Consider the following 20,904-nt stretch of genomic DNA (forward strand, 5'->3'; position numbering starts at 1 on the left):
CGACGACCACGGTCGGCTGCGGGATCGGTCCGGATCGTGCGGCGCGTGGGGTGCGCGCTGACGGGCGACGTCCGGCCTGTCCGCCGCTTCGTCCCGTCGTGGCGGCGGACGGGCCGTCACGACGGCCGCGGGGGCGCGAAGGGGGTGCCCGGGTTACCGATTCCTGACGTCCGGGCGCTGTGCGGCCGCAGGCCGGGACGGCTCCCGTACGGTCGGGATCATGCTGATCCTGGTCACCGGAGGTGCGGGCTTCATCGGCTCGCACATCGTCACCGCCCTCACCGACGCCGGGCACGACGTACGCATCCTCGACGCACTGCTGCCCGCCGCCCACCGCACCGACCCCCCGATCCCCGAGGGGGTGGAGTTCCACCGGGCGGACGTGCGGGAGGCGGCCGATGTGGCAGAGGCGCTGCGCGGCGTGGACGCGGTCTGCCACCAGGCCGCCATGGTGGGCCTCGGCAAGGACGTCGCCGACGCCCCCGATTACGTGGGATGCAACGACCTGGGCACCGCGGTCCTGCTCGCCGGCATGGCCGAGGCCGGAGTGCGGCGGCTGGTCCTGGCCGGCTCCATGGTGGTGTACGGGGAGGGCCGTTACGAGTGCCCCTCCCACGGCGTCGTCCGCCCGGGCCCGCGCCGGGTCGCGGATCTGGAGGCCGGACGCTTCGAGCCGCCCTGCCCGCACTGCGGCGCGGCACTCGTCCCCGGCCTGGTGACCGAGGACGCCCCCATGGACCCGCGCAACGTGTACGCCGCCACCAAGCTCGCCCAGGAACACCTCTCCACCGCGTGGGCGCGGGCGACCGGCGGGCGGGTGGCCGCGCTGCGCTACCACAACGTGTACGGTCCCGGGATGCCACGTGACACCCCGTACGCCGGTGTCGCCTCCCTCTTCCGGTCCGCGCTGGAACGCGGGGAGGCACCGCGTGTGTTCGAGGACGGCGGCCAGCGCCGCGACTTCGTGCACGTCGAGGACGTCGCCCGGGCCAACGTGGCGGCGCTCGACGGGCTGGCCGGCCTCGCCGAGGGGACCGGACGCGCCTACAACGTGGGCAGCGGCGAGCCGCACACGGTGGGGGAGATGGCCACCGCCCTGGCCGAGGCGTACGGCGGGCCCCGGCCGGTCGTCACGGGCGAGTACCGGCTCGGCGACGTCCGCCACATCACCGCCTCCTCGCGTCGGCTGCGCGACGAACTCGGGTGGACACCGCAGGTCTCCTTCGCGGAGGGCATGACGCAGTTCGCCACCGCCCCGCTGCGGGCCGGCTGACCGTCCGCACCGGTGTGACCGGCCGTGCGGCGCGGGACACACGCGTGGTGGGGCGCCCCCGCGGCCGGCCGTGCGCCCCGCCCGGCCGGCCGCGGGGGCACAGCAGGCCGGTCGCCGCAGGGGGCTCGTCAGGGAGCCAGCGCCGCCAGGCAGAGGTCGACCACGGTGTCGACATAGGCGGCGTCGACCGGTTCCCCCGAGACCAGCAGCCGGTAGTGCAGCGGCGCGAAGACGAGGTCGAGCGCCGTGTCGGGATCCACGTCCGCACGGACGTCCCCGGTGCGCTGGGCGTCGAGCAGCGCCTTCCGGACGGGGGCCCGGCGGGGCTCGAACCACTGCTCGCTCAGGGCGCGCGCCAGTTCGGGATCGGTCTGGGCCGCGCCGATCAGCTCCCGGAGCCGGTGCCCGCCGCTGCCGTCCACGTACAGGGCGAGGAACCCGTGGACATGGGCACGCAGCCGCTCGGGGAAGGAGGCGCCCTCCTCGGGGAAGGGCCCGGTGGTCACCTTGTCGAGAAAGGCCTCGAAGACCACCGCGGCCTTCGAGGGCCACCACCGGTACAGGGTCTGCCGCCCCACCCCGGCGCGGGCGGCGATGCGGCTCATGGTGACGGCCTGGTAGCCCTCCTCGTCGAGGATGGCGAAGGCGGCGTCCAGGATGGCGCGCCAGGACTCCTGGCTGCGGCGGGCGGGATCGGGGGCGGGCATGGGTGCCAGCGTACCCGAGCAGCGAGACGAGATGCCTCGTCTTGCCCGCGGGAGGGCTCGGTGGTTACCTGGAGCGCCGTGGCGAGGCGCCGTGTCTCGCCGGAAGGAGCCCCACCATGGCACGCCCCACCGGCCCTGCCTTCACCGTCGGCCACGACGACGGTCGATGGCTGTTCCGAGCACCCGACGGCAGTCCGTTCCTGTCCGTGGGCGTCGTGCACGCGGACGACACCAACCTGCGCTACCCGCACAACATCGGCATCTACCGGCAGCGGTACGGGGGCTCGCGCCGTCGCTGGCTGAGCGAGGGGCTGGTGCCGGAGATGACCTCCTGGGGCTTCAACACGCTCGGCTGGACCTCGGAATACGTCAGCGGCACCGGTCTGGCCACCGACGGCGGTGTCGTCGACCTGGGGCACTCGGAGGGGCTGCCGCCCGACGATCTCGCCGCGGCCGGCATCCCGTACACGCTGTCGCTGCGTGTCGCCGAGATCGAGCACTGGAACGGCGTCCCGGCCTACCGCGACCCGCGGACACCCGCCTTCGCCGAGTGGTGCGACCACCTGGCGAGAACGCTGTGCCGCCCGGACGACCCCCGTCTGCTCGGGTACTTCCTCGTGGACGTGCCCTGCTGGGAGCGGCACCCGACGGGAGCCGGCCACCCGCCCGAGGATCTCCCGGAGATCGCGGAGGCCTACTACCGGGTCGCCACCGAGGCGATCCGTCGGTACGACCCGCACCATCTGATCCTGGGCGACCGCTACGGCACTCGTACCGGCGTGCCCGACGCGGTGCTCGACGCGATGGCGCCCTACGTCGACGTGCTGTCGGTGCAGACGTTCCCGGGCCCCGACCCGGCGCGCCTGGACGCGGCCCTCGCTCGGATCGAGCGCTGGCACCGGCGCACCGGCCGGCCCGTGCTGATCGCCGACACCGGCAACTGGTGTCCCACCGTCATGAACCCCGGGCGCACCGGTTCGGCCCGTGACCAGCGGGAACGCGGCGCCGGATACGTCGCCTCGGCCGAGGCGTTCGCCGCCCGGCCGTGGTGTCTGGGCTGGCACTGGTGCAGCTGGCTGGAGAACCCGCACCGGGGCTTCGGGCTGAAGGATCCCTGGGACGAGCCCTACCGGGACCTCACCGACGCGGTGACCGAGACCAACCGCCGGCTTGTCGCCTCGTCGCACCGCACCTGACGTGCCGGGGCGCCCGGTGGTGCGGGTGGGCCGCCGGACCGGAACGGGCGCCGTCGGACCGGGACGAGCACACGGCACAGGTGTGTGCGTCCCGGTCCGACGGCTCACGCGTGTCCGGTCCCGGTGTCGCCGGACCGCCGGCCCGATGCCGATGTGCGGGCCGTCAGGCGAGGTGGACGGGCTGGTGGTCACACCTGCAGCCGAGAGAGTGGTGTGCATCACCCGGTCGGCCGATGGCGTACACGTACCTGATGATGTGTCGTTCGTCACCCGGTGCGGCCTTCCGTCGCGTCGACGAAGCCGGACCGGACGGCGGCGCGAGGGGCGTGCAGGTGTCACCGCGACGGGTGAACGGCATCACCCCTCCAGCGGGCGCGCCTGTCGGCGGACATGCCGTGCCGGTGCCGTTGACACGGTCTCAGAGGGCAGGAACTGCGCAGGTCGCAGCCGGGCGCCGACCGACGACCGGTGAGGAGGCGCAAGGGGGTGCCGCCAGTCGCTTCTCGTCGCTGCCGCGCCGTTCGTCCCGGTCGGCGTGTCCGGTGTGCACACAGGTGACTTGCCGTCATTCGGCACTTTGTTCGTCCCTGTATGTCATCGGCCGCGGCATATGCGGTTTTTATCGTGCGCTAAACTTCTTTACCGAGCCTAAATGCTCCATTGAGCGGCTCATTGCTCACTGTGTGGGGACTGTGTGTCCGGTGCTGCCGGATCTAGGTGCGATGGGAGGGACGTGACATGGAACGACCTGTCCGCATCGACAAGACGGCTCGTGACAACGTTCCTGATCCTGGCACCACCGCTTCCGGCCTTTGATCTGCTGAGCGACCGCACGCACCAGGAAAGTCTCCCGTGCCACGCTGCCCCGTCATGACCGGGCGGCCCGGTTCACGGGCGCGGAGCTGAACACGGGCGGCCACCGTCCGCTGTGCTCGGCTGCTCGCCGACGCGCATCCGCCTGGCCGCACGACCGCACACGACCTGACACCTGACCGAGCACTGCCCGCCCGCCCGCATCACCGGCCTCACCGTCAGTAACCGAACGTCACACGCCGCGAAGGCGCAACCGCCGTCACCGAACCGGAGGACCGACGCCCGTGCACGACACCACAGCCATGCTCATCGAACTCGGCGCCATCATCCTCGCCCTGGGCCTGCTCGGCCGCCTCGCAGGACGCGTCGGCTTCTCGCCGATACCCCTCTACCTGCTGGCCGGACTCGCCTTCGGCCAGGGAGGCATCCTGCCCCTGCAGGCCAGCGAGGAGTTCGTCGCCACCGGCGCCGAGATCGGCGTCATCCTCCTGCTGCTGTTGCTCGGCCTGGAGTACAGCGCCTCCGAACTCGTCACCAATCTCAAGACCCAGTACCCCTCCGGCGCGGTGGACTTCGTCCTCAACGCCGTACCCGGGGCCGTGGCGGCACTCGTCCTCGGCTGGGGACCGGTCGCGGCCGTGGCGCTGGCCGGTGTCACCTGGATCTCCTCCTCCGGGGTGATCGCCAAGGTCCTCGGCGACCTGCGTCGGCTCGGCAACCGCGAAACCCCGGTCGTCCTCGGCGTGCTCGTGATCGAGGACCTGGCCATGGCCGTGTACCTGCCCATCCTCACCGCCCTGCTGGCCGGCGTCAGCCTCGCGGGCGGCGCGGTCACGCTGCTGATCTCCCTGGGCACGGTCGGTGCCGTCCTGTACGTCGCCCTGCGGCACGGGCGGCTGATCAGCCGCGCCGTCTCCTCCGACAACGCCGAGATGCTGCTGCTGGTCGTCCTCGGCCTCACTCTGCTCGTCGCCGGCGTCGCACAGGAACTGCAGGTCTCGGCGGCCGTCGGCGCCTTCCTCGTCGGCATCGCCCTGTCCGGCGAGGTCGCCGAAGGCGCCAGCAACCTTCTCACCCCGCTGCGGGACCTGTTCGCCGCCGTCTTCTTCGTCTTCTTCGGCCTGTCCACCAACCCGGCCGACATCCCGCCGGTCCTCCTCCCCGCCCTGCTGCTCGCCCTCGTCACGTCCCTGACCAAGGTGGCCACCGGCTGGTTCGCCGCCCGTCGCGCTGGGATCCACGGTGCGGGTCGCTGGCGGGCCGGCGGCACCCTGGTGGCCCGCGGCGAGTTCTCCATCGTCATCGCCGGCCTCGCCGTCGGCGTCGAGCCCCGCATCGGGCCGCTGGCCACCGCCTACGTCCTGATCCTCGTCATCCTCGGTCCGCTGGCCGCCCGCTACACCGAGCCGCTGGCCCGCTTCCTCACGCGCCGTCCCGCGGAGCGGACCACCGCCCCCGCGGACGAGGAGGTCACCGAGTCCGCCCACGCCAACGCCTGACCGGGGCGGACTCGGTCGGGCCTTCGCGGCGCCGCGTCAGGGGAAGCGGTCGATGTTCTGCTCGACCCAGCTGCGCAGATGGGCAAGGGGTACGCAGGCGTCCGCACCGAGGTCGGTGAGGCTGTACTCGACACGCGGCGGGACCTCGGGGAAGACCTCACGGTGGACGAGACCGTGCTCCTCCAGGCGCCGCAGCGTCTGGGTGAGCACCTTCGGGCTCACTCCCTGGAGACGGGCGCGCAGCGCTCCGAACCGCTGCGGCCCGTCCTCCAGGGCGCCGAGCGCGAGCGCGCTCCACTTGTTGGCGAGCAGGTCGAGCATCTCGCGGCAGGGGCAGGACGCGAGGTAGACGCTCTTTCGGTCGTCGCAGGCGCCGGCGGGCGCGGGGGAAGTCGCCATGCGGTCATGGTAACCATCGGGTACTAATGGTCCTTGCAGGTAACCGGTATCCGATGAGTACGGTGCCTGCGTCCCCTCAGCACCCACAGCACTGCGAGGAGCATCCATGACCGACATCCCCAGGACGATGCCCGCCGTCGCCTACCGCAAGAGCCTGCCGATCGAGGACCCCGAAGCCCTCGTCGACCTCGAGCTGCCCGTGCCCCGGCCCGGCCCCCGGGACCTCCTGGTCCGTGTCGAGGCCGTGGCCGTCAACCCCGTGGACTACAAGGTCCGCAAGAACGCCGACCCGGGCGGTGAGCCCCGCGTGCTCGGCTGGGACGCCTCCGGCGTGGTCGTCGCCGTCGGCGACGAGGTCACGCTGTTCTCCGAGGGCGACGAGGTGTACTACGCCGGGGATCTCAACCGGCCCGGTGCCGACTCCCGCTACCACGCGGTCGACGAACGGCTGGTGGCCCGCAAGCCGGCCTCCCTGTCCTTCACCGAGGCCGCGGCGCTTCCGCTGACCGCGCTCACCGCCTGGGAGGGCCTGTTCGAGCGGCTCGGCCTGCACACTGGCGCCCTGGAACAGACCGGCGCCCTGCTGATCACGGCCGCCGCGGGCGGTGTCGGCTCCGTGACCGCCCAGCTGGCGCGGGCCCTGACCAGCCTCACCGTGATCGGCACCGCCTCGCGTCCGGAGACCGAGGAATTCGCCCGCCGGATGGGCGTGCAGCATGTCGTCGACCACCACAAGCCGCTCGTCCCGCAGCTCGCCGAGGTGGCCCCCGGCGGCCTGGACTACGTCTTCTCCACCATCGGCACCGACGTCAACATGGCCGCCTTCGCCGAGGCGATGAAACCCTTCGGGCGCATGGTCGCCATCGACGACTTCGACTCCCTGCCGGTCGGTGTGCTGAAGCCGAAGAGCATCTCCTTCCACTGGGAGTTCATGTTCACCCGCTCCATGTTCCGCACGGCCGACCAGGCGGTGCAGCACCACATCCTCACCCAGGTCGCCCGTCTGGTGGACGCCGGCGTCCTCACCACCACCGCCACCCGCGACCTCGGCCCGGTCACCGCGGCCAATCTGCGCGAGGCCCACCGCATCCAGGAGTCCGGCACCGCCATCGGCAAGACCACCCTCACCGGATTCGGCGAGTGACCCTCCGTCCGCCGGCCGATCCGGGCGAAGCGGCACGGCGGACGACATTGTTCACGGGGGAGGTGCCGGCCGGGTCGGTGCGGGATGCCCCACGGTGGGCGTCCCGCTCAGAAGGCGTACCGGATGCGCAGCCAGGGCGCGTGCGCGGCGATCAGCCGGCGCAGCTCCTCCACGGCCTCGCGCTTGACGCGGTTGCGGTAGCGGACGTTGACCGCGCCGTTCTGCGAGCGTTTGGTCTGCTGGATGTCCGGGCGCCACAGCACGTCCTCCGCTGTGGGATGCCAGCCGAGGTTGACCTCGTGCAGACCCTGGTTGTGGGTCAGCATGATCACCTCGGCGGCGGCCTGGCGTTTGACCCGCTCCGGCAGCACGTCGTCCAGGTGCTGGAGCAGCTCGGCCCACGCCGCGCGCCAGCCGGGCCGCAGTACGACGGGGGAGAGGTTGAAGTGGACCTCGTACCCCGCGTCCAGGAAGTCGGCGGCGGCCGTGATGCGCTCGGGGACCGGCGAGGTGCGCAGGTCCAGCAGACGTGCGTCCTCGGGGGGCATGAGGGAGAACCGGATGCGGGTGCGGCCGCCAGGGTCGTAGCCCAGCAGGTCGGGGTTGACGAACTTGGTGGCGAAGGACGCCTTGGCCGTGGGCCACTGCCGGAAGGCGCGTACCAGGTCCGCGGTGTTGTCGCAGATCAGGGCGTCCACCGAGCAGTCCCCGTTCTCCCCGAAGTCGTACACCCACGCCGTGTCGTCGCACTGGTTGGGCTCCGGCTTGGTGCCCTGGCGCGCGATGTGCCGGCCCAGGTAGCCGATGATCCGGTCGATGTTGGTGAAGACGGTGATCGGGTTGGCGTACCCCTTGCGGCGCGGCACGTAGCAGTAGGCGCAGGACAGGGCGCACCCGTTGGACGGCCCCGGGGCGATGAAGTCCGCGGACCGGCCGTTGGGACGTGCGGTGAGGCTCTTCCGCACCCCGAGCACCAGCGTCTCGGCCTTGATGCGCACCCAGCGCTCCACATTGCCCTCGTTGCCGTGCAGTCCGGGGATCCCCCAGTGCGAGGGAACCTCGGTCACCTGCGCGTCCGGGAAGCGCTCCAGGATCTGCCGGCCGCGCGGCGACGCAGCGGCGGCCGGTTCGGCGTAGATGTGCCGCACGGGCAGCAGCCGCCGCGCCGTGTCGCTGTCACGGAACGTGTCGCCGGGCGCATGGTCCGTGGCGGGGGTGGAGGCAGCCTGCCGGTCCGGCGTGTGCAGGGCCTCCAGGCCGAACAGGGCGTCGGAGCCGTCGGCCGGTGCGGCGGACCGTCGGGTCATGGCGGGCTCCGGAGCAAGGAGACGGGTGGACGGGCCGGTCCCGGCAGGACGGCGACCGGCCCGGATCTCCTCCCACTGTAGGCAGGTGTGCCGGACACCACGAAAAGGGACAGGTGCCCCGCCTCCGGCTGACACCCGGCGACTCCTGCCCCCGCACCGGCGGGGGTGGGCGGCACCCGCGAGCACATGTGCCTCCCACCCCCTCCGAGGTCTTCCCGGCATGCGCCAGGCCGCCGTGGTGCACGACGCGGGTGTCCGCACACGTCCTGCGGCGGCACCCGCGTGTGCCGGCGAGCGGTCAGCGCTTGATGCCCACGCCCGCCCACAGGCTGACCTCGGCGTCCGTGGGCTTTGGGCCCTCGTCGGTGCGGGTGTCCGGCCGCCAGCGGTGCCCGAGGCAGACACCCGGTTCGATCAGCTCGAGCCCGTCGAAGAACCGCGCCACGTCCTTCTGCGCACGGAACTGCACCGGAGTGCCGGCATCGGTGTAGATCGCGGTGACCTTCTCCCAGGTGTCCGGGTCGAAGTCAGGTGTGCAGTGACTCAGGGCGAGGGCGCTGCCCGCGGGGAACGGGGCGAGGAGCCGGGCGACGATGCCGTACGGGTCCTGCTCGTCGGTGACGAAGTGCATCAGCGCGTTGAGGGACAGTGCGACAGGACGGTCGAAGTCGAGGACCCCCGACGCCTCCACGGCCTCCAGCAGCGCCTCGGGCTCGTTGACGTCGGCCTCGATGTACGTGGTGCGCCCCTCGGGCGTGCTGCGCATCAGACGCTCGGCGTACTTGAGGACCAGCGGATCGTTGTCGGCGTAGACGATCCGCGCCTCGGGCGCCACGGCCTGGGCGACCTGGTGCAGGTTCGGTTCGGTCGGGATGCCGGTGCCGATGTCCAGCCACTGCCGGATGCCGTACTCCCGGGCCAGGACCCGAGTGGCCCGGTGCATGAACGCGCGGTTCTCACGGGCGCACACGAAGATGCCGGGATAGGCGTCCGCGACGGCGGCGGCGGCCTTCTTGTCGACTTCGAAGTGGTCCTTGCCGCCGAGGTAGTAGTCGTACATCCGGGCCGAGTGCGGCCGGCTCGTGTCGAGATCCCGGCCGGCCTGGCTGTTGGTCATGCTGTCCCCTTCGAAGGTGGTGAACTGTGTGCCCGCAGGCCGGGAACGGGACCGGTCGGGTCCGTCCGGCTGCCGTCGGTGTCATCCGGCCGTGAGATGGTCGGCCAGTCCCTGTTTGACCCCGCGGACGAAAGCGGTGATCTCCTCGGGTGTGTAGATCAGCGCGGGTCCGGTGGGATCGGTCGACTGCCGCACGGCCACACGGCCGTCGGCGAGCTGCTTCGTCTCCACGCACTGACCGCCGTTGGGGCCGCTCCAGGGCCGCTCCCAGCCCTGCTCCCCGAGATCCGAGGCGGGCATGCCGTTGTAGACGCGTACATCGGTCATGAGTACTCCTTGCGCATGCGAGTCAAGATCGCCTTGCTCTCCTGGGACGACGTCAGCAGTGCCATGCGGGAGTGCGCCTCGAGGTGGGCGACCACGTCCGCGCGATCGTCCAGGTAGACGGAAGCGGTCAGGAGTTCGCTGTAGACGATGTCGGGCAGCTCCGGCTCCTCGAACCGGAAGTAGGTGAAGGGTGCGCACGCCCCGACGTGCGCGCCTGCCGAGAACGGAACGATGTCGAGGCTGACATGATCGAGTTCACTCGCCTCCAGCAGCCGGTCTATCTGATGGCGCATCACATCCGGACCGCCCACCGCCCGGTGCAGCACGGCTTCCTCCATGACGACCCACAGGGTGGGTGCGTCCGCTCTCTCCAGCAGGCTCTGGCGGCGCAGCCGCAGCTCCACGCGGCGCTCCAGCTCCTCCTCGCTGTCGTTGGGGAAGCCGCCGCGCAGCACACACCGCGCGTACTCGCGGGTCTGCAGCAGTCCCGTGACATAGTGCGGTTCATAGGTGCGCAGGGTCTTGGCGCCGGTCTCCAGGCTCACATAAGCGGTGAACCAGCTGGGGACGACATCTCGGTAGGCGTGCCACCAACCGGGTTTGTTCGCCCTTTCCGCCATGGCGACGAATTCGTCGATCTCCTGCTGATCCGCGCCATAGGTCTGCAGAAGCTTCTCGACATACAGAGGCTTCAACGCGACCTCGGCCTTCTCCAGCCGGCGGATCGTCAGGGGTGTCACGCGCAGTGCCTTTGCGGCGTCCTCCAGGGAGGCGCCCACGTTCTGCCGCATGTCCTGCAATCTGTGGCCGAGGATCATGCGCAGAACCGTGGGCGCGCTGGTGCCGGAGCCGGAACGGGCCTCACTCACGCCCTACCTCCTGATGATCTGTCACCAGGCTGATTCTGGCAGCCAGTTGATGAACACGCTAGAGCGATACCGTCGCGCTGAAAATATCAGGGAGCTGGTTGCAGCATGAACGCGGTCGCGAGCATAGTTGACCTGTGAGCACTCGCGCCCACATCTGTGATGGGTCCTCAACTCCGTGCGAAAAGCACAAGGTTGGCGATCCGGACGGCTCCACACCGCGCGGGCCGACCCCCGTGCGTGCCGCTCCCCACCTGGGCCGACAGCCTCCCGCCCCGCCCACCGCGCACCGTCTCCCTTGGAAGGCGACAACTTGATCCCCCACGCGACCACCGCCCAGGCCTTGGCCACCACCGTGCCGGACCGGGAATTCTGGTTCGGTCTTCCCGCTCTGCGCACCCATGTGAAGGCGGCTCGCGACATGGTGCGCGATCAGCTGGTGGCCTGGGACGTACCCGGCGATCTGTGCTGCGACGCCGTACTGCTCGTCTCCGAGCTGACGACGAACGTCGTACGGCACACACGCAGCGGCCACTTCCTGTGCGGCATCGTCCTGACCGGCGGCGAGAGCCTGCACATCGAGGTCCACGACGACGGCGACACACCCCTGCACCCCGCCGAACGCCGGGCCGACCCCGGTGAGGAGCACGGACGGGGCCTGTTCCTCGTGCAGCAGATCGCGGACTGCTGGGGATCGGCTCGTTCCATGAGGGCGGGAGGGAACGTGGTGTGGGCGGACCTGGGGACCGGCCGGTGAAGGGTGCGGGCCGGTGACCGCTCCGTCCCGCCGCCGGCCCGCAGGTCCCGCGACACGGCGGGCGCCCGGCTCGCGGTGACCGGCACATCCATCAGGTCACCGGACGGGCCGGGCGCCGCCATGTGAACGGTCCGGCACCGTGCGTGGGTGCACGGTGCCGGACGTCGGGGTGCCGCGCCGCAGCGCGGCGGTCAGGACGCGGCGACGGTGTCCGCGCCCGCCGGGGTCCCCGCGCCGCCGGCGGGAGGGAAGTGCGGCAGGACCGTCTCGGCCAGCTCGTGCAGCACCTCCTCGACCGGGCGGTCACCGGGACGGAGATTGAAGGAGACATGGGCGACACCCAGCTCGCCCATCTGCCGCAGATGCTCCACCAGCGCCTCACGCCCGGTCCGCAGGCCGAGCCGGATCGGGGTGGCCGGGACGGACGCGTCCTCGGTCAGATCCAGCTGCATGGGGGTCAGGTACGGCTTGGGCGATTCCGCCGTCAGCTCCTGCCACCGGCGTGTCGCCAGGCGGAGCGCCCCCAGGGGACGCGGATAGTTCAGCGAGGCGTCGGCGTTGTGCGCGATCCACTCCGCGGACTGCTGCGCGTGCCCGGCGACGGCGATCGGCACGGACGGCCCCGTCGGTTTCGGCAGCACCTCCAGAGGGCGGTCGGCGCCGAGCCCGAGGCCGGGAAGGCTCATGCCCTCGCCGACGGGCCGGTGGGCCCAGGCGGCCCGCAGGATCTCCACGCCCTCGCGGAACCGGGCGCCACGGCCGTGGAAGTCCGCACCGAACAGGGGGTACTCCACCGGCCGGTCCCCGCTGGCCAGGCCCAGGACGAACCGGCCGCCGGAGAGGACGTCGACCGTGGCCGCCGCCTTGGCGACCAGCAGCGGCTGCCGCAGCGGCAGCACCACCGCGGCGGTGCCGAGCACCGCCCGCTCGGTGACGGCCGCGAGATGCCCGAGGTGGGTGAACGCCTCGAAGACGGAACCGGCGTCACCGAACCGGTCGGGGTCGTACAGGGGCACGTCCCGCACCCACAGGGCCGCGAACCCCAGCTCGTCGGCGAGCCGGGCCAGGTCGGCGTGGCGGGTCAGGTCCGGGACGCCGAAGGGGCGTCCGGCGGCCCGGTCGGCACGCAGCCGGGTGCTGCCCCAGTCGTTGTCCAGCGGCAGTTCGAGACCCAGGGTCGGCAGGGGTTCGCGGCTCACGAGCCGGTCCAGGGCGGTGGGGGCGGGGGACATGTGCTGTCACACCTTTCGGTCCGGTGTCACCAGGTATGCGGGGCGGTCGTCGGGGTCGCAGGGGACGTACGGGGCCGTGCGCCGGGTCGGTCCGGGAGCACGGTGTGCAAGGCGGGGCCCGGCACACCGGCCGCGGCGGCGCCGTCGCTCGCCGGCGTCGTGCACCGGCTCGCTGCCGCGCCGTGCGGCCGTGTGCACCGGACCGGAGCTCACCGGCGTCGCCGCGCCGGGGCACGGGCGCGGCGACGCCGTCCGCCGGACGGACTCAGTTGAAGGTGTCCGGGTCCGGGCCGGTGCGCATGCCGCGGTCCAGGGCGGCGATGGCGGCCATCTCGTCGTCGGAGAGGGAGAAGTCGAAGACGTCGATGTTCTCCCGGATGCGGGCGGGCGTCACCGACTTCGGGATGACGATGTTGCCGAGCTGCAGGTGCCAGCGCAGCACGACCTGGGCGGGCGACTTGCCGTGCCGCTCGGCGACGGTGGTGATCGCCTCGTCCTTCAGCACCGCACCCTGCGCCAGCGGGCTCCACGCCTCCGTGGCGATGCCGAGTTCGGCGTGCACGGCGCGCAGCTCCTTCTGCTGCAGGCCGGGGTGGAGTTCGACCTGGTTGACGGCCGGCACCAGGTCGCTGTCCTGCAGCAGGCGCCTGAGGTGGGCCGGCTGGAAGTTGGACACGCCCGCCGCCTTGATGCGGCCCTCCTCGGCCAGCTTCGCGATGGCCTTCCACGACTCGCGGTACACGTCACGGGCCGGGGCGGGCCAGTGGATGAGGTACATGTCGACGTAGTCCAGGCCCAGCTTGCCCAGGCTCGCGTCGAAGGCCTTCAGCGTGGCGTCGTAGCCCTGGTCGGTGTTCCACAGCTTCGTGGTGACGAACAGCTCCTCGCGGGGCAGGCCCGAGGCGCTCAGAGCACGGCCCACACCGGTCTCGTTGCCGTAGACGGCGGCGGTGTCGATGCTGCGGTAACCGGCCTCGAGGGCGGCCGTGACGGCGTCGGCGGTCTGGTCGTCGGGGACCTGGAAGACGCCGAAGCCGAGCTGGGGGATCTCGACGCCGTTGCGGAGCCGGACGGTGGGGACGGTGGTCATGGTGTGTCTCCTTCGGTCGATGTCAGTCGGTGTGGTCGCTGCGGCTCCGGCGCGGTGCCGCGCCGGATGCCCGGTCGGTGACGACCTGCCGGGATGTACGGACGATCAGGACAGTCCCTCGAGCGCGGTGGCGGCCACGGTGTGGTCCTGCTCGGGTGCGCCGCCGCCGACGCCGATGGCGCCGATGAGGCGGCCGTCGCGGTGGATCGGCAGGCCGCCGGCGATGAACAGCAGCGGCTTGTCGAGCGCGGTGGGCAGGCTGTGGAACGGCCCCTCCGGCTTGACCAGGTCCACCAGGTCGGCCGTCGGCGCGTCCAGCTGGAGTGCCGTGTAGGCCTTGCGGGTGCTGGTCTCGCCGGAGATCAGCACGGCCCGGTCGTCCCGGCGGAAGGCCAGCAGGTGGCCGCCGGCGTCGAGCACGGTGACGCTCACGGAGATGCCGGCGGCCTCGGCGGCCCGGCGCGCGGCGGTGACGAGGACGTCCGCCTCCTGGGTGGTCAGCGGAGCGACAGCGGTGGTGACGGATGTGGTCATCACGGGTTCCTTCACAGCAGAGGGACAAACAGGAACGGAGTGCCGGCGGGCGCGGTCAGTGCCGGGCGGCCACCGGGGCGCTCGCGTCCGCCGCGGACCGGGCGACGACGCGGCCGGCCGCGCGGGAACGGCGGTCGAGGTGGGCGGCGAGGAAGGCGAGCAGCAGGGCGGTTCCGGACAGCAGGGCGCCGACCCAGTTCGGGGAGGTGTAGCCCAGGCCCGCGTCGATGACGACGCCACCGAGCCACGCGGCCAGGGCGTTGCCCAGGTTGAACGCACCGATGTTGGCGGCCGAGGCCAGGGTCGGTGCCGCCGATGCCTGGTCGAGCACCCACTTCTGCAGGGGCGGCACGGTCGCGAAGCCGAGCGCGCCGATCAGGGAGAGAGTGATCGCGGCGGGCACCTTGTCGTGGGCGGTCACGGTGAACAGCAGCAGGGCCAGGGCCAGGGCGCCCAGGGCGGTGAACAGCATCGGCATCAGGGCGCGGTCGGCGAACGTGCCGCCGAGCAGGTTGCCCAGGAACATCCCGACGCCGAACAGGACGAGCAGCCAGGTCACGGCGGACTCGGTGTAGCCGGCGACCTCGGTCATCATCGGGGTGATGTAGGTGATCGCGGCGAACACACCGCCGTAGCCGAGCACCGTCATCGCCATGGCCAGCCACACCTGCACATTGCGGAACGCGGCGAACTCGTTGCGCACGTTCGGGGCCTCGGGCCGTCCCTTCTCCGGCACCAGCCCGGCCACGCCCAGCAGGCCGACGACGCCCAGGGCGGCGACGATGAGGAAGGTGACACGCCAGCCGGCCGCCTGCCCGATCCAGGTGCCCGCGGGAACACCGACGATGTTGGCCACGGTCAGGCCCATGAACATCAGGGAGATGGCCGACGCCTTCTTCTCCGGGGCCACCAGGTCGGCGGCGACCACCGAGCCGATGCCGAAGAACGCACCGTGCGCGAGGGAGGCGACGACCCGGCCGGTCAGCATGAGACCGAAGACGGGCGCGAGAGCGGACAGCGCGTTGCCGGCGACGAACAACGCCATCAGGAACATGAGCATCTTCTTGCGGGACACCTTGGTGCCCAGCACGGTCAGCAGCGGCGCGCCGATGACGACGCCGAGTGCGTAACCGGAGACCAGCCAGCCGGCCGTGGGGATGGACACGCCGAAGTCGTCCGCGACCTGAGGCAGCACGCCCATGATCACGAATTCGGTGGTGCCGATCCCGAAGGCCCCGATGGCCAGTGCCAGGAGCGCGAGAGGCATGGGGAGCCACCCTCCAAAAGATTGCGTGAGGCGCTTACGTCCGAGGACAATAGTTGCAGACGCTGTATAACGTCAAACGCAAAAAAAGCGTCATGGTTTTGCCTTCGTGTGCAATCATTGGGGAACGGCCCGACGAAGGAGGCCCCGATGACCGCAACCAACCCTGCGCTCACCGCCCTGGCTCACGGCTGGTGCGCGTTGTCCCTGCTGCACGACAGGATCGAGTCCCACCTGGAGCGCCGGCTGCAGGCCGCGTACGGTCTGAGTGTGCGCGAGTACTCCCTGCTGGACGTGCTGAGCCGCCAGCACGACGGGGAAGGGGGCCATCTGCAGATGAAGCAGGTCGCCGACGCCGTCGTGCTCAGCCAGAGCGCCACCACCCGTCTCGTCAGCCGCCTGGAGGACCGCGGCCTGCTCTCGCGGTACCTGTGCCCCACCGACCGGCGGGGCATCTACACCGACGTCACCGACGCGGGCCTGGAGCTGCTCGAGGCGGCACGTCCGGTCAACGAGGCGGCCCTGGGCGAAGCGCTCGCCCGGGCCGCCCGCGACCCTCGGCTCCGCCCGCTGGTGCGAGCCGTGGAAGCCGTGCGCGCACCGGTGGTGACGGCGGCATGAAGGCGATCGCGCTCGACGGATACGGTGGCCCGGACGCGCTGCGGCTGATCGAGGTCCCCGACCCCAAGGTGGCCCCCGGTGAGGTGCTGATCCGGGTGAAGGCGGCCGGCGTCAACCCGGTGGACTGGAAGCTCGCCGAGGGACGCCTGGACGCGATCATGGAGACGCGCTTCCCGCTGATCCCCGGCTGGGACGTGGCCGGAGTGGTCGAGCGGGTCGGTTTCGACGTCGAGGAGTTCGCGCCCGGCGACGAGGTCTTCGGCTACATCCGCAAGGACATCGCCCAGCTCGGTGCCTACGCCGAACTGGTCTCCGCGCATGTGCGCATGCTGGCCCGCAAACCCGCCGCTCTGTCTTGGGAGCAGGCCGCGGGCGTCCCGCTCGCCGGGCTCACCGCCTACCAGGCCGTCACGAGAGTCGGCGTCCATGCCGGTGACACCGTCCTGGTGCACGCGGCCGCGGGCGGCGTCGGCTCGCTGGGCGTCCAGATCGCCGCCGCGCTCGGCGCCCGGGTCATCGGTACGGCCAGCCCCCGCAACCACGACTTCGTGCGGCGGCTCGGCGCGGAGCCGGTGGCCTACGGCGACGGACTCGCCGAGCGCGTGGGGCGGCTGGCGCCCGAGGGTGTCGACGCGGTCCTGGACTTCGTCGGAGGGGACGCCGTGGACGTCTCGCTGGGCCTGGTGCACAGCCCGGAGCGAATGGCGTCCATCGCCGACCCCGAGGCCGTCGCGAAGGGCGGCCACTACGTCTGGGTCCGCCCCGACGCGGCGGACCTGACGGACCTGGCGGAGCTGGTCGATCAGGGGAAGCTGACCGTCTTCGTCGACCGGGTGTTTCCGCTCGAGCAGGCGGCCGAGGCCTGGCGGCTGAGCAGTCAGGGCCACACCCGCGGCAAGCTCGTGCTGTCCGTGACGGAGCCCCAGGACTCCTGAGCACCCCGTCAGCGGCCGGCCCGGACGACGCGGTCGGCCGCGGACACGGCATCGCGGCGACCGCCCCGCACACGTGTGACCCGCATCACCCCCTGTGTCGGGGTCGATGCGGGTCACACGTCCATCCGGCACGGCGGGCGGCCGCGACCGCCGTCCCGGCCGTGCCCGACTCGTCAGGGGGCTGCGGGCTCCCAGGGGGCGACGGCGTATCGGCTGCCCTCACGCCGGACCCACACCGCCCCCGCACCGCCGAAGTGCGCGGGCACCACCAGTTCGCGTTCGTCCGCGGCGCGTTCCAGCAGCGCGCGGCGGGTCGCCGCGGCCCGCCCCGGATCCTCGCAGAAGCAGCTGTTCCAGTCCGGCTCGACGATCTGCACCGGGCTGTGCAGCACATCGCCCACGAACACGGCGCGGTCGGAACCGGAGGACAGCCGCACGACGCAGGATCCCGGGGTGTGCCCCGGGGCGGGCTCCAGACTCAGGTTTCCGTCGATCCGGTAGGCGCCCTCCCAGAGCACCGCCCGGCCGAGGACGGGTGCGATGCTGTCGGCGTAGACGAAGCGGCTGCCCTCGAAACGGCGCCGCTCCTGCTCGTCGCGGGGCGCGCGGCGACGGTGGGCGTTGCGCGGATCGAAATAGACCTGGTCGGTCTTCGGGATCAGATAGGTGGCGTTCGGGAACGTCGGCGTCCAGACGCCGTCGCGCAGGCGGGTGTTCCAGCCCACGTGGTCGTAGTGGATGTGCGTGTTGATCACGACGTCCACCTGCTCCGGGCGCACCCCGGCCTCGGCGAGCCGGTCCAGGAAGTCCGTCGACAGGTGGTCGAACAGCGGCATCTGCGGCCGGTGACGGTCGTTGCCCACCCCGGTGTCGACGAGGACGATCTTCCCCTCGCTGCGCAGCACCCAGGTCTGCGCGGCCCCGCGGTACATACCGGTCCGCGGGTCGTAGTGATCCGGCACGAGGAGGGACTCGTGCTCCTTCCAGACCCGGTCCGTGCTGTCCGGGACGATCGACCGGGCGGGGGCGATCTCCCCCTGCCACTCGACCACCTTCGTGATCTCGACATCGCCGAGCTGAAAACGCTGCATACGGCCACGCTAGGGGCCAGGGCCGCGCAGACCAATACGTGAACGTCCCATCTGCATACGTGTCCGTCTCGGCGAGCGCGCCGTACAGTGCGAGCATGGACGTGCTCAGCGACGTGATCACCGCCATGCGCGCCGGCCGGCCGGCCGCCAGCCGGGCCCGGGTGTCCGGCCCCTGGTGCTTCCGGTTCGACCGCTACGACGGTGCCGGCTTCCATGTGCTGCTGCGCGGCACCGGCTGGCTGGTGCCGGAGCACGGCGCACCGGTGCCGCTGGACGCCGGGGACGTCGTCCTGGTGCCGCACGGCAGCGCCCATGTGCTTTCGGACTCGCCCGGGGACCGGGGTGCGGTGCCTTTCGACGCCGCGGTGGACGACCCGGAGGGCCGCACCGAGTTCCTGTGCGGCAAGTACCGCATCGACCGGGGGCGCACGCATCCGCTGCTGACGGAGCTGCCCGACGTCGTCCACCTCCCGCGCCGCCTCGGCCGGCACCCCGACCTGCGGGCGGCCGTCGACCTGCTCGCCGGTGAGACGACCGGCGACCGGCCCGGCCGGGACTGCGTGATATCCGGGCTGCTCGATCTGCTGCTGGTGTACATGGTGCGGGCCTGGTTCGACGAACACCCGGGAACCGGCTGGCCGCGGGCACTGCACGACAGCGAGGTCGCCGCGGCTCTCCGGGCCCTGCACAGCGACCCGGCCGCCCCGTGGCGACTGGAGGACCTGGCCGCCCACGTCGGGGTGTCGCGCGCGACCCTCGCCCGGCGGTTCACGGCCCTCACCGGACAACCGCCCATGGCCTACCTCACCTGGTGGCGCATGATCACCGCCGCCCACCTGCTCAGGGAGAGCGACCGGCCGCTGCCCGCGATCGCCCGCCAGGTCGGCTACGGCTCGCCGTTCGCCTTCGCCCATGCCTTCAAACGCCACTTCGGCCTGCCCCCGGGGCGCTACCGCGCCGGCACGGACACCCCACAGCCCGACACAGCCACTCCGTAGCCCGGCCACTTCGCAGCCGGGGCGTCGAGGCACCCGCCGACCCCGGCAGGCACCTCCTCCCCGGCCTGGTGCCGTGCCCGAAGGCCGCCGTGCGGCCGGAGGGTCTCAGCGGCGCCGCAGACGTCGGTCGGTGACGGCGGGGTGGGCTCGATGCAGAAGTTTCCGGAGTGCGGATCGACACCCGGCGGCACGATGGCGTCGATCGCGTCGAGCAGGTCCTCGCCGAGTTCGACGTCGGCGCCGGCGAGGTGGTCGTCCAGCTGCTCGGGCCGCCGAGGCCCGGTCGGCACCGGCCGGGTGTGCCGCCGCTGGTGGGGAGAGCACGACGTGTACCAGCGCACCCACGGGACCACACACCTGCACCACCCGCTCGTCGGAGACCTGGTGCAGGGCTACGAGGCGTTCGCCCCCGTCGACGACCCCGAGCAGACCCTCGGACCGGCCACGGTCGAACCGGGTTCCCCCACCGCCGAACGCCTTGCCCTGCCGGCCGGCTCGGCCCGGTCGACGGAGCGGAGCCCGTCCGGCGGGGAACCGGCCCGGCCCTGAGGCAGACGCGCGACACGGCACCCGTGTGGCCCGTGGCCGGTTCCCCCCGGCCCGGCGCCCGCCGGGCCTGCCCGGGAGACCCGGCCACGGTGCACGCACCGACCACGGCCCGCACGCACGACGCGCTCGCGCCGACGACGTGCGCCCACGCCGCCGACGCGCCGGGCAGACCCGGTGAAGACCCGGTCAGGGCTGGATGTTCTCCAGGTCCTCCAGCAGACTCGGGCCGGTGGGCCGCCAGCCGAGAGCCTGCCGGGTGTGGGCGCTCGACGACGGCTGGTCCGTGGCGAAGATCGGCCCGAACGGGCCGAAGGCCTCCTGCGGGAGCTGCTCGACCGGCAGGCCCAGACGCCGGCCGATGACCTCCGCGATGTCCCGCACCCGGACCCCTTCGTCGCCCACGGCGTGCCAGGACGTACCCCCGGGTGCCGACTCCAGGGCCAGCCGGAACAGGGCGGCCGCGTCGCGCGCGTGCACGGCCGGCCAGCGCTGGGTGCCGTCACCCGGGTAACCCGCCACCCCGGTGCGGCGCGCCGTCTCGGCCAGCATGCCGGCGAATCCGCCCCGGCCCTGTTCGTGCACCGTGCGGGGCAGACGGACCGCCGTGCCGCGCAGACCGCGCGAGGCGAGACCCAGCAGGGCGAGGACGCTGCGGCCGCGCTCCCCGACGACTCCCTCCGTCATCGGCGGATCGTTCTCGGTGGACGCGCGGCCCGCCGCCACCGGGGTGCCCGAGGACGTCACGAGGGGGCGGTCGCTGCCGAGCAGTTCCTCGCCCAGGGCGGTGAGCGCGGCGCGCTCCACGGCGATGGACCGTGCGATCGCGTCCGGACTGCTGTAGTCGCGTCCGAACGCCAAATTGATCACGCCGTCGGTCTGTGCGGCGCCGGACCGCAGCACATCGACGTCCGCGAAGTCTCCGCGCAGCACCTCGGCACCCGCCTCCCGCAGCGTGCGTGCCGAGGCGTCGGAGCGGGCCAGTGCGAGCACGGTGTGGCCATGGGCGAGCAGTTCGGCGACGACGGCGGAGCCGACGGTGCCGGTACCGCCGGTGATGAAAACGTGCATGGCTCTCCTCACAGTGATGGGACTCTTGTCCCGTCACTCGACAGTACACGGTGATGGGACAAGAGTCCCATCACTCCGCCTGCTGATGAGACCGAAGTCCCGTCGCCTATCCTTCTG

At 72.0% G+C, this 20,904-nt stretch carries 21 protein-coding genes; 9 read left to right on the top strand and 12 right to left on the bottom strand.

All coding sequences use genetic code 11. The features are described from left to right. The first annotated feature begins 220 nt into the window (after window positions 1-220). Window positions 221-1,273 carry an NAD(P)-dependent oxidoreductase gene (locus OG899_RS26145; protein WP_125498138.1) on the top strand — a complete coding sequence of 351 codons (1,053 nt, stop codon included), beginning with the start codon at window positions 221-223 and terminating at the stop codon, window positions 1,271-1,273. A 128-nt stretch (window positions 1,274-1,401) separates the two neighbouring features. On the opposite strand, the gene OG899_RS26150 is transcribed toward OG899_RS26145, so the two are convergent. Then, window positions 1,402-1,980: a TetR/AcrR family transcriptional regulator gene (locus OG899_RS26150; RefSeq protein ID WP_125498137.1), complete on the bottom strand. Its 579-nt coding sequence runs from the start codon at window positions 1,978-1,980 to the stop codon at window positions 1,402-1,404. 116 nt (window positions 1,981-2,096) lie between these two features. Here OG899_RS26150 and OG899_RS26155 point away from each other — a divergent pair, with 116 nt between their 5' ends. Continuing rightward, complete coding sequence (locus OG899_RS26155; protein WP_406311183.1) at window positions 2,097-3,176, top strand: hypothetical protein; 1,080 nt, start codon at window positions 2,097-2,099, stop codon at window positions 3,174-3,176. A gap of 1,097 nt (window positions 3,177-4,273) precedes the next feature. After that, window positions 4,274-5,488: a cation:proton antiporter gene (locus OG899_RS26160; RefSeq protein ID WP_125498135.1), complete on the top strand. Its 1,215-nt coding sequence runs from the start codon at window positions 4,274-4,276 to the stop codon at window positions 5,486-5,488. Window positions 5,489-5,524: 36 nt separating this feature from the next. On the opposite strand, the gene OG899_RS26165 is transcribed toward OG899_RS26160, so the two are convergent. Then, complete coding sequence (locus OG899_RS26165; RefSeq protein ID WP_168131659.1) at window positions 5,525-5,887, bottom strand: helix-turn-helix domain-containing protein; 363 nt, start codon at window positions 5,885-5,887, stop codon at window positions 5,525-5,527. Between the two features lie 106 nt (window positions 5,888-5,993). On the opposite strand from OG899_RS26165, the gene OG899_RS26170 reads away from it, so the two are divergent. Beyond that, window positions 5,994-7,031 carry a zinc-binding alcohol dehydrogenase family protein gene (locus tag OG899_RS26170; protein ID WP_125498134.1) on the top strand — a complete coding sequence of 346 codons (1,038 nt, stop codon included), beginning with the start codon at window positions 5,994-5,996 and terminating at the stop codon, window positions 7,029-7,031. A gap of 107 nt (window positions 7,032-7,138) precedes the next feature. Here the strand turns inward: OG899_RS26170 and OG899_RS26175 are convergent, their stop codons facing one another. The 4 genes from OG899_RS26175 to OG899_RS26190 all read right to left on the bottom strand — a co-directional run bounded on the left by OG899_RS26175 (window position 7,139) and on the right by OG899_RS26190 (window position 10,651). Continuing rightward, complete coding sequence (locus OG899_RS26175; RefSeq protein WP_125498133.1) at window positions 7,139-8,338, bottom strand: spore photoproduct lyase family protein; 1,200 nt, start codon at window positions 8,336-8,338, stop codon at window positions 7,139-7,141. Window positions 8,339-8,636: 298 nt separating this feature from the next. After that, window positions 8,637-9,455: an SAM-dependent methyltransferase gene (locus OG899_RS26180; protein ID WP_125498132.1), complete on the bottom strand. Its 819-nt coding sequence runs from the start codon at window positions 9,453-9,455 to the stop codon at window positions 8,637-8,639. 81 nt (window positions 9,456-9,536) lie between these two features. Next, window positions 9,537-9,782, bottom strand: a complete 246-nt coding sequence (locus OG899_RS26185; RefSeq protein ID WP_125498131.1) for a DUF397 domain-containing protein — start codon at window positions 9,780-9,782, stop codon at window positions 9,537-9,539. Continuing rightward, window positions 9,779-10,651 (bottom strand): helix-turn-helix transcriptional regulator, encoded by an 873-nt coding sequence (locus tag OG899_RS26190; protein ID WP_168131657.1) that lies wholly within the window; start codon window positions 10,649-10,651, stop codon window positions 9,779-9,781. Before OG899_RS26190 ends, OG899_RS26185 begins: the two co-directional genes overlap by 4 nt. A gap of 310 nt (window positions 10,652-10,961) precedes the next feature. Between OG899_RS26190 and OG899_RS26195 the strand changes: the two genes are divergently transcribed. Further along, on the top strand, window positions 10,962-11,405 hold the full coding sequence (locus tag OG899_RS26195; protein ID WP_229814145.1) for an ATP-binding protein: 444 nt from the start codon (window positions 10,962-10,964) through the stop codon (window positions 11,403-11,405). A 191-nt stretch (window positions 11,406-11,596) separates the two neighbouring features. On the opposite strand, the gene OG899_RS26200 is transcribed toward OG899_RS26195, so the two are convergent. From OG899_RS26200 to OG899_RS26215, 4 genes are all read right to left on the bottom strand, one after another. Further along, a complete protein-coding gene (locus tag OG899_RS26200) occupies window positions 11,597-12,637 on the bottom strand; it encodes a TIGR03571 family LLM class oxidoreductase (protein WP_168131656.1) in 1,041 nt (346 codons plus the stop codon). Window positions 12,638-12,902: 265 nt separating this feature from the next. Next, window positions 12,903-13,727 (bottom strand): aldo/keto reductase, encoded by an 825-nt coding sequence (locus tag OG899_RS26205; protein WP_168131655.1) that lies wholly within the window; start codon window positions 13,725-13,727, stop codon window positions 12,903-12,905. A gap of 105 nt (window positions 13,728-13,832) precedes the next feature. After that, the gene (locus tag OG899_RS26210; RefSeq protein WP_168131654.1) at window positions 13,833-14,261 is read right to left on the bottom strand and encodes a heme-binding protein; all 429 of its coding nucleotides are present in this window, start codon (window positions 14,259-14,261) and stop codon (window positions 13,833-13,835) included. A 55-nt stretch (window positions 14,262-14,316) separates the two neighbouring features. Continuing rightward, window positions 14,317-15,528 carry an MFS transporter gene (locus tag OG899_RS26215; RefSeq protein WP_168131653.1) on the bottom strand — a complete coding sequence of 404 codons (1,212 nt, stop codon included), beginning with the start codon at window positions 15,526-15,528 and terminating at the stop codon, window positions 14,317-14,319. A gap of 147 nt (window positions 15,529-15,675) precedes the next feature. On the opposite strand from OG899_RS26215, the gene OG899_RS26220 reads away from it, so the two are divergent. Together OG899_RS26220 and OG899_RS26225 are read left to right on the top strand one after the other, a co-directional pair. Next, window positions 15,676-16,146, top strand: coding sequence for a MarR family winged helix-turn-helix transcriptional regulator (locus OG899_RS26220; protein ID WP_125498124.1), 471 nt, complete (start codon window positions 15,676-15,678; stop codon window positions 16,144-16,146). Further along, the gene (locus OG899_RS26225; protein ID WP_189428067.1) at window positions 16,143-17,081 is read left to right on the top strand and encodes an NADP-dependent oxidoreductase; all 939 of its coding nucleotides are present in this window, start codon (window positions 16,143-16,145) and stop codon (window positions 17,079-17,081) included. Before OG899_RS26220 ends, OG899_RS26225 begins: the two co-directional genes overlap by 4 nt. Window positions 17,082-17,254: 173 nt before the next feature. On the opposite strand, the gene OG899_RS26230 is transcribed toward OG899_RS26225, so the two are convergent. Next, window positions 17,255-18,172 (bottom strand): MBL fold metallo-hydrolase, encoded by a 918-nt coding sequence (locus OG899_RS26230; protein WP_251505337.1) that lies wholly within the window; start codon window positions 18,170-18,172, stop codon window positions 17,255-17,257. Between the two features lie 95 nt (window positions 18,173-18,267). Here OG899_RS26230 and OG899_RS26235 point away from each other — a divergent pair, with 95 nt between their 5' ends. Together OG899_RS26235 and OG899_RS26240 are read left to right on the top strand one after the other, a co-directional pair. Beyond that, window positions 18,268-19,170: an AraC family transcriptional regulator gene (locus tag OG899_RS26235; RefSeq protein ID WP_406311184.1), complete on the top strand. Its 903-nt coding sequence runs from the start codon at window positions 18,268-18,270 to the stop codon at window positions 19,168-19,170. Window positions 19,171-19,362: 192 nt separating this feature from the next. Next, the gene (locus OG899_RS26240) at window positions 19,363-19,719 is read left to right on the top strand and encodes a hypothetical protein (RefSeq protein ID WP_285876580.1); all 357 of its coding nucleotides are present in this window, start codon (window positions 19,363-19,365) and stop codon (window positions 19,717-19,719) included. A 186-nt stretch (window positions 19,720-19,905) separates the two neighbouring features. Here the strand turns inward: OG899_RS26240 and OG899_RS26245 are convergent, their stop codons facing one another. After that, entirely contained in the window at window positions 19,906-20,787 is an 882-nt protein-coding gene (locus OG899_RS26245) for an SDR family oxidoreductase (protein WP_125498120.1), read from the bottom strand. Window positions 20,788-20,904: the final 117 nt, after the last annotated feature.

Source organism: Streptomyces thermoviolaceus, assembly GCF_045209695.1.
Taxonomy (GTDB): Bacteria; Actinomycetota; Actinomycetes; order Streptomycetales; family Streptomycetaceae; genus Streptomyces; species Streptomyces thermoviolaceus.

What these genes read in the sequence shown, in the direction of transcription:
- OG899_RS26145 (WP_125498138.1), top strand. Translation starts at nt 221, where the DNA reads ATGCTGATCCTGGTCACCGGAGGTGCGGGCTTCATCGGCTCGCACATC.
- OG899_RS26150 (WP_125498137.1), bottom strand. Translation starts at nt 1,980, where the DNA reads ATGCCCGCCCCCGATCCCGCCCGCCGCAGCCAGGAGTCCTGGCGCGCC.
- OG899_RS26155 (WP_406311183.1), top strand. Translation starts at nt 2,097, where the DNA reads ATGGCACGCCCCACCGGCCCTGCCTTCACCGTCGGCCACGACGACGGT.
- OG899_RS26165 (WP_168131659.1), bottom strand. Translation starts at nt 5,887, where the DNA reads ATGGCGACTTCCCCCGCGCCCGCCGGCGCCTGCGACGACCGAAAGAGC.
- OG899_RS26170 (WP_125498134.1), top strand. Translation starts at nt 5,994, where the DNA reads ATGACCGACATCCCCAGGACGATGCCCGCCGTCGCCTACCGCAAGAGC.
- OG899_RS26175 (WP_125498133.1), bottom strand. Translation starts at nt 8,338, where the DNA reads ATGACCCGACGGTCCGCCGCACCGGCCGACGGCTCCGACGCCCTGTTC.
- OG899_RS26180 (WP_125498132.1), bottom strand. Translation starts at nt 9,455, where the DNA reads ATGACCAACAGCCAGGCCGGCCGGGATCTCGACACGAGCCGGCCGCAC.
- OG899_RS26185 (WP_125498131.1), bottom strand. Translation starts at nt 9,782, where the DNA reads ATGACCGATGTACGCGTCTACAACGGCATGCCCGCCTCGGATCTCGGG.
- OG899_RS26200 (WP_168131656.1), bottom strand. Translation starts at nt 12,637, where the DNA reads ATGTCCCCCGCCCCCACCGCCCTGGACCGGCTCGTGAGCCGCGAACCC.
- OG899_RS26205 (WP_168131655.1), bottom strand. Translation starts at nt 13,727, where the DNA reads ATGACCACCGTCCCCACCGTCCGGCTCCGCAACGGCGTCGAGATCCCC.
- OG899_RS26210 (WP_168131654.1), bottom strand. Translation starts at nt 14,261, where the DNA reads ATGACCACATCCGTCACCACCGCTGTCGCTCCGCTGACCACCCAGGAG.
- OG899_RS26215 (WP_168131653.1), bottom strand. Translation starts at nt 15,528, where the DNA reads ATGCCTCTCGCGCTCCTGGCACTGGCCATCGGGGCCTTCGGGATCGGC.
- OG899_RS26220 (WP_125498124.1), top strand. Translation starts at nt 15,676, where the DNA reads ATGACCGCAACCAACCCTGCGCTCACCGCCCTGGCTCACGGCTGGTGC.
- OG899_RS26225 (WP_189428067.1), top strand. Translation starts at nt 16,143, where the DNA reads ATGAAGGCGATCGCGCTCGACGGATACGGTGGCCCGGACGCGCTGCGG.
- OG899_RS26230 (WP_251505337.1), bottom strand. Translation starts at nt 18,172, where the DNA reads ATGCAGCGTTTTCAGCTCGGCGATGTCGAGATCACGAAGGTGGTCGAG.
- OG899_RS26235 (WP_406311184.1), top strand. Translation starts at nt 18,268, where the DNA reads ATGGACGTGCTCAGCGACGTGATCACCGCCATGCGCGCCGGCCGGCCG.
- OG899_RS26240 (WP_285876580.1), top strand. Translation starts at nt 19,363, where the DNA reads ATGGCGTCGATCGCGTCGAGCAGGTCCTCGCCGAGTTCGACGTCGGCG.
- OG899_RS26245 (WP_125498120.1), bottom strand. Translation starts at nt 20,787, where the DNA reads ATGCACGTTTTCATCACCGGCGGTACCGGCACCGTCGGCTCCGCCGTC.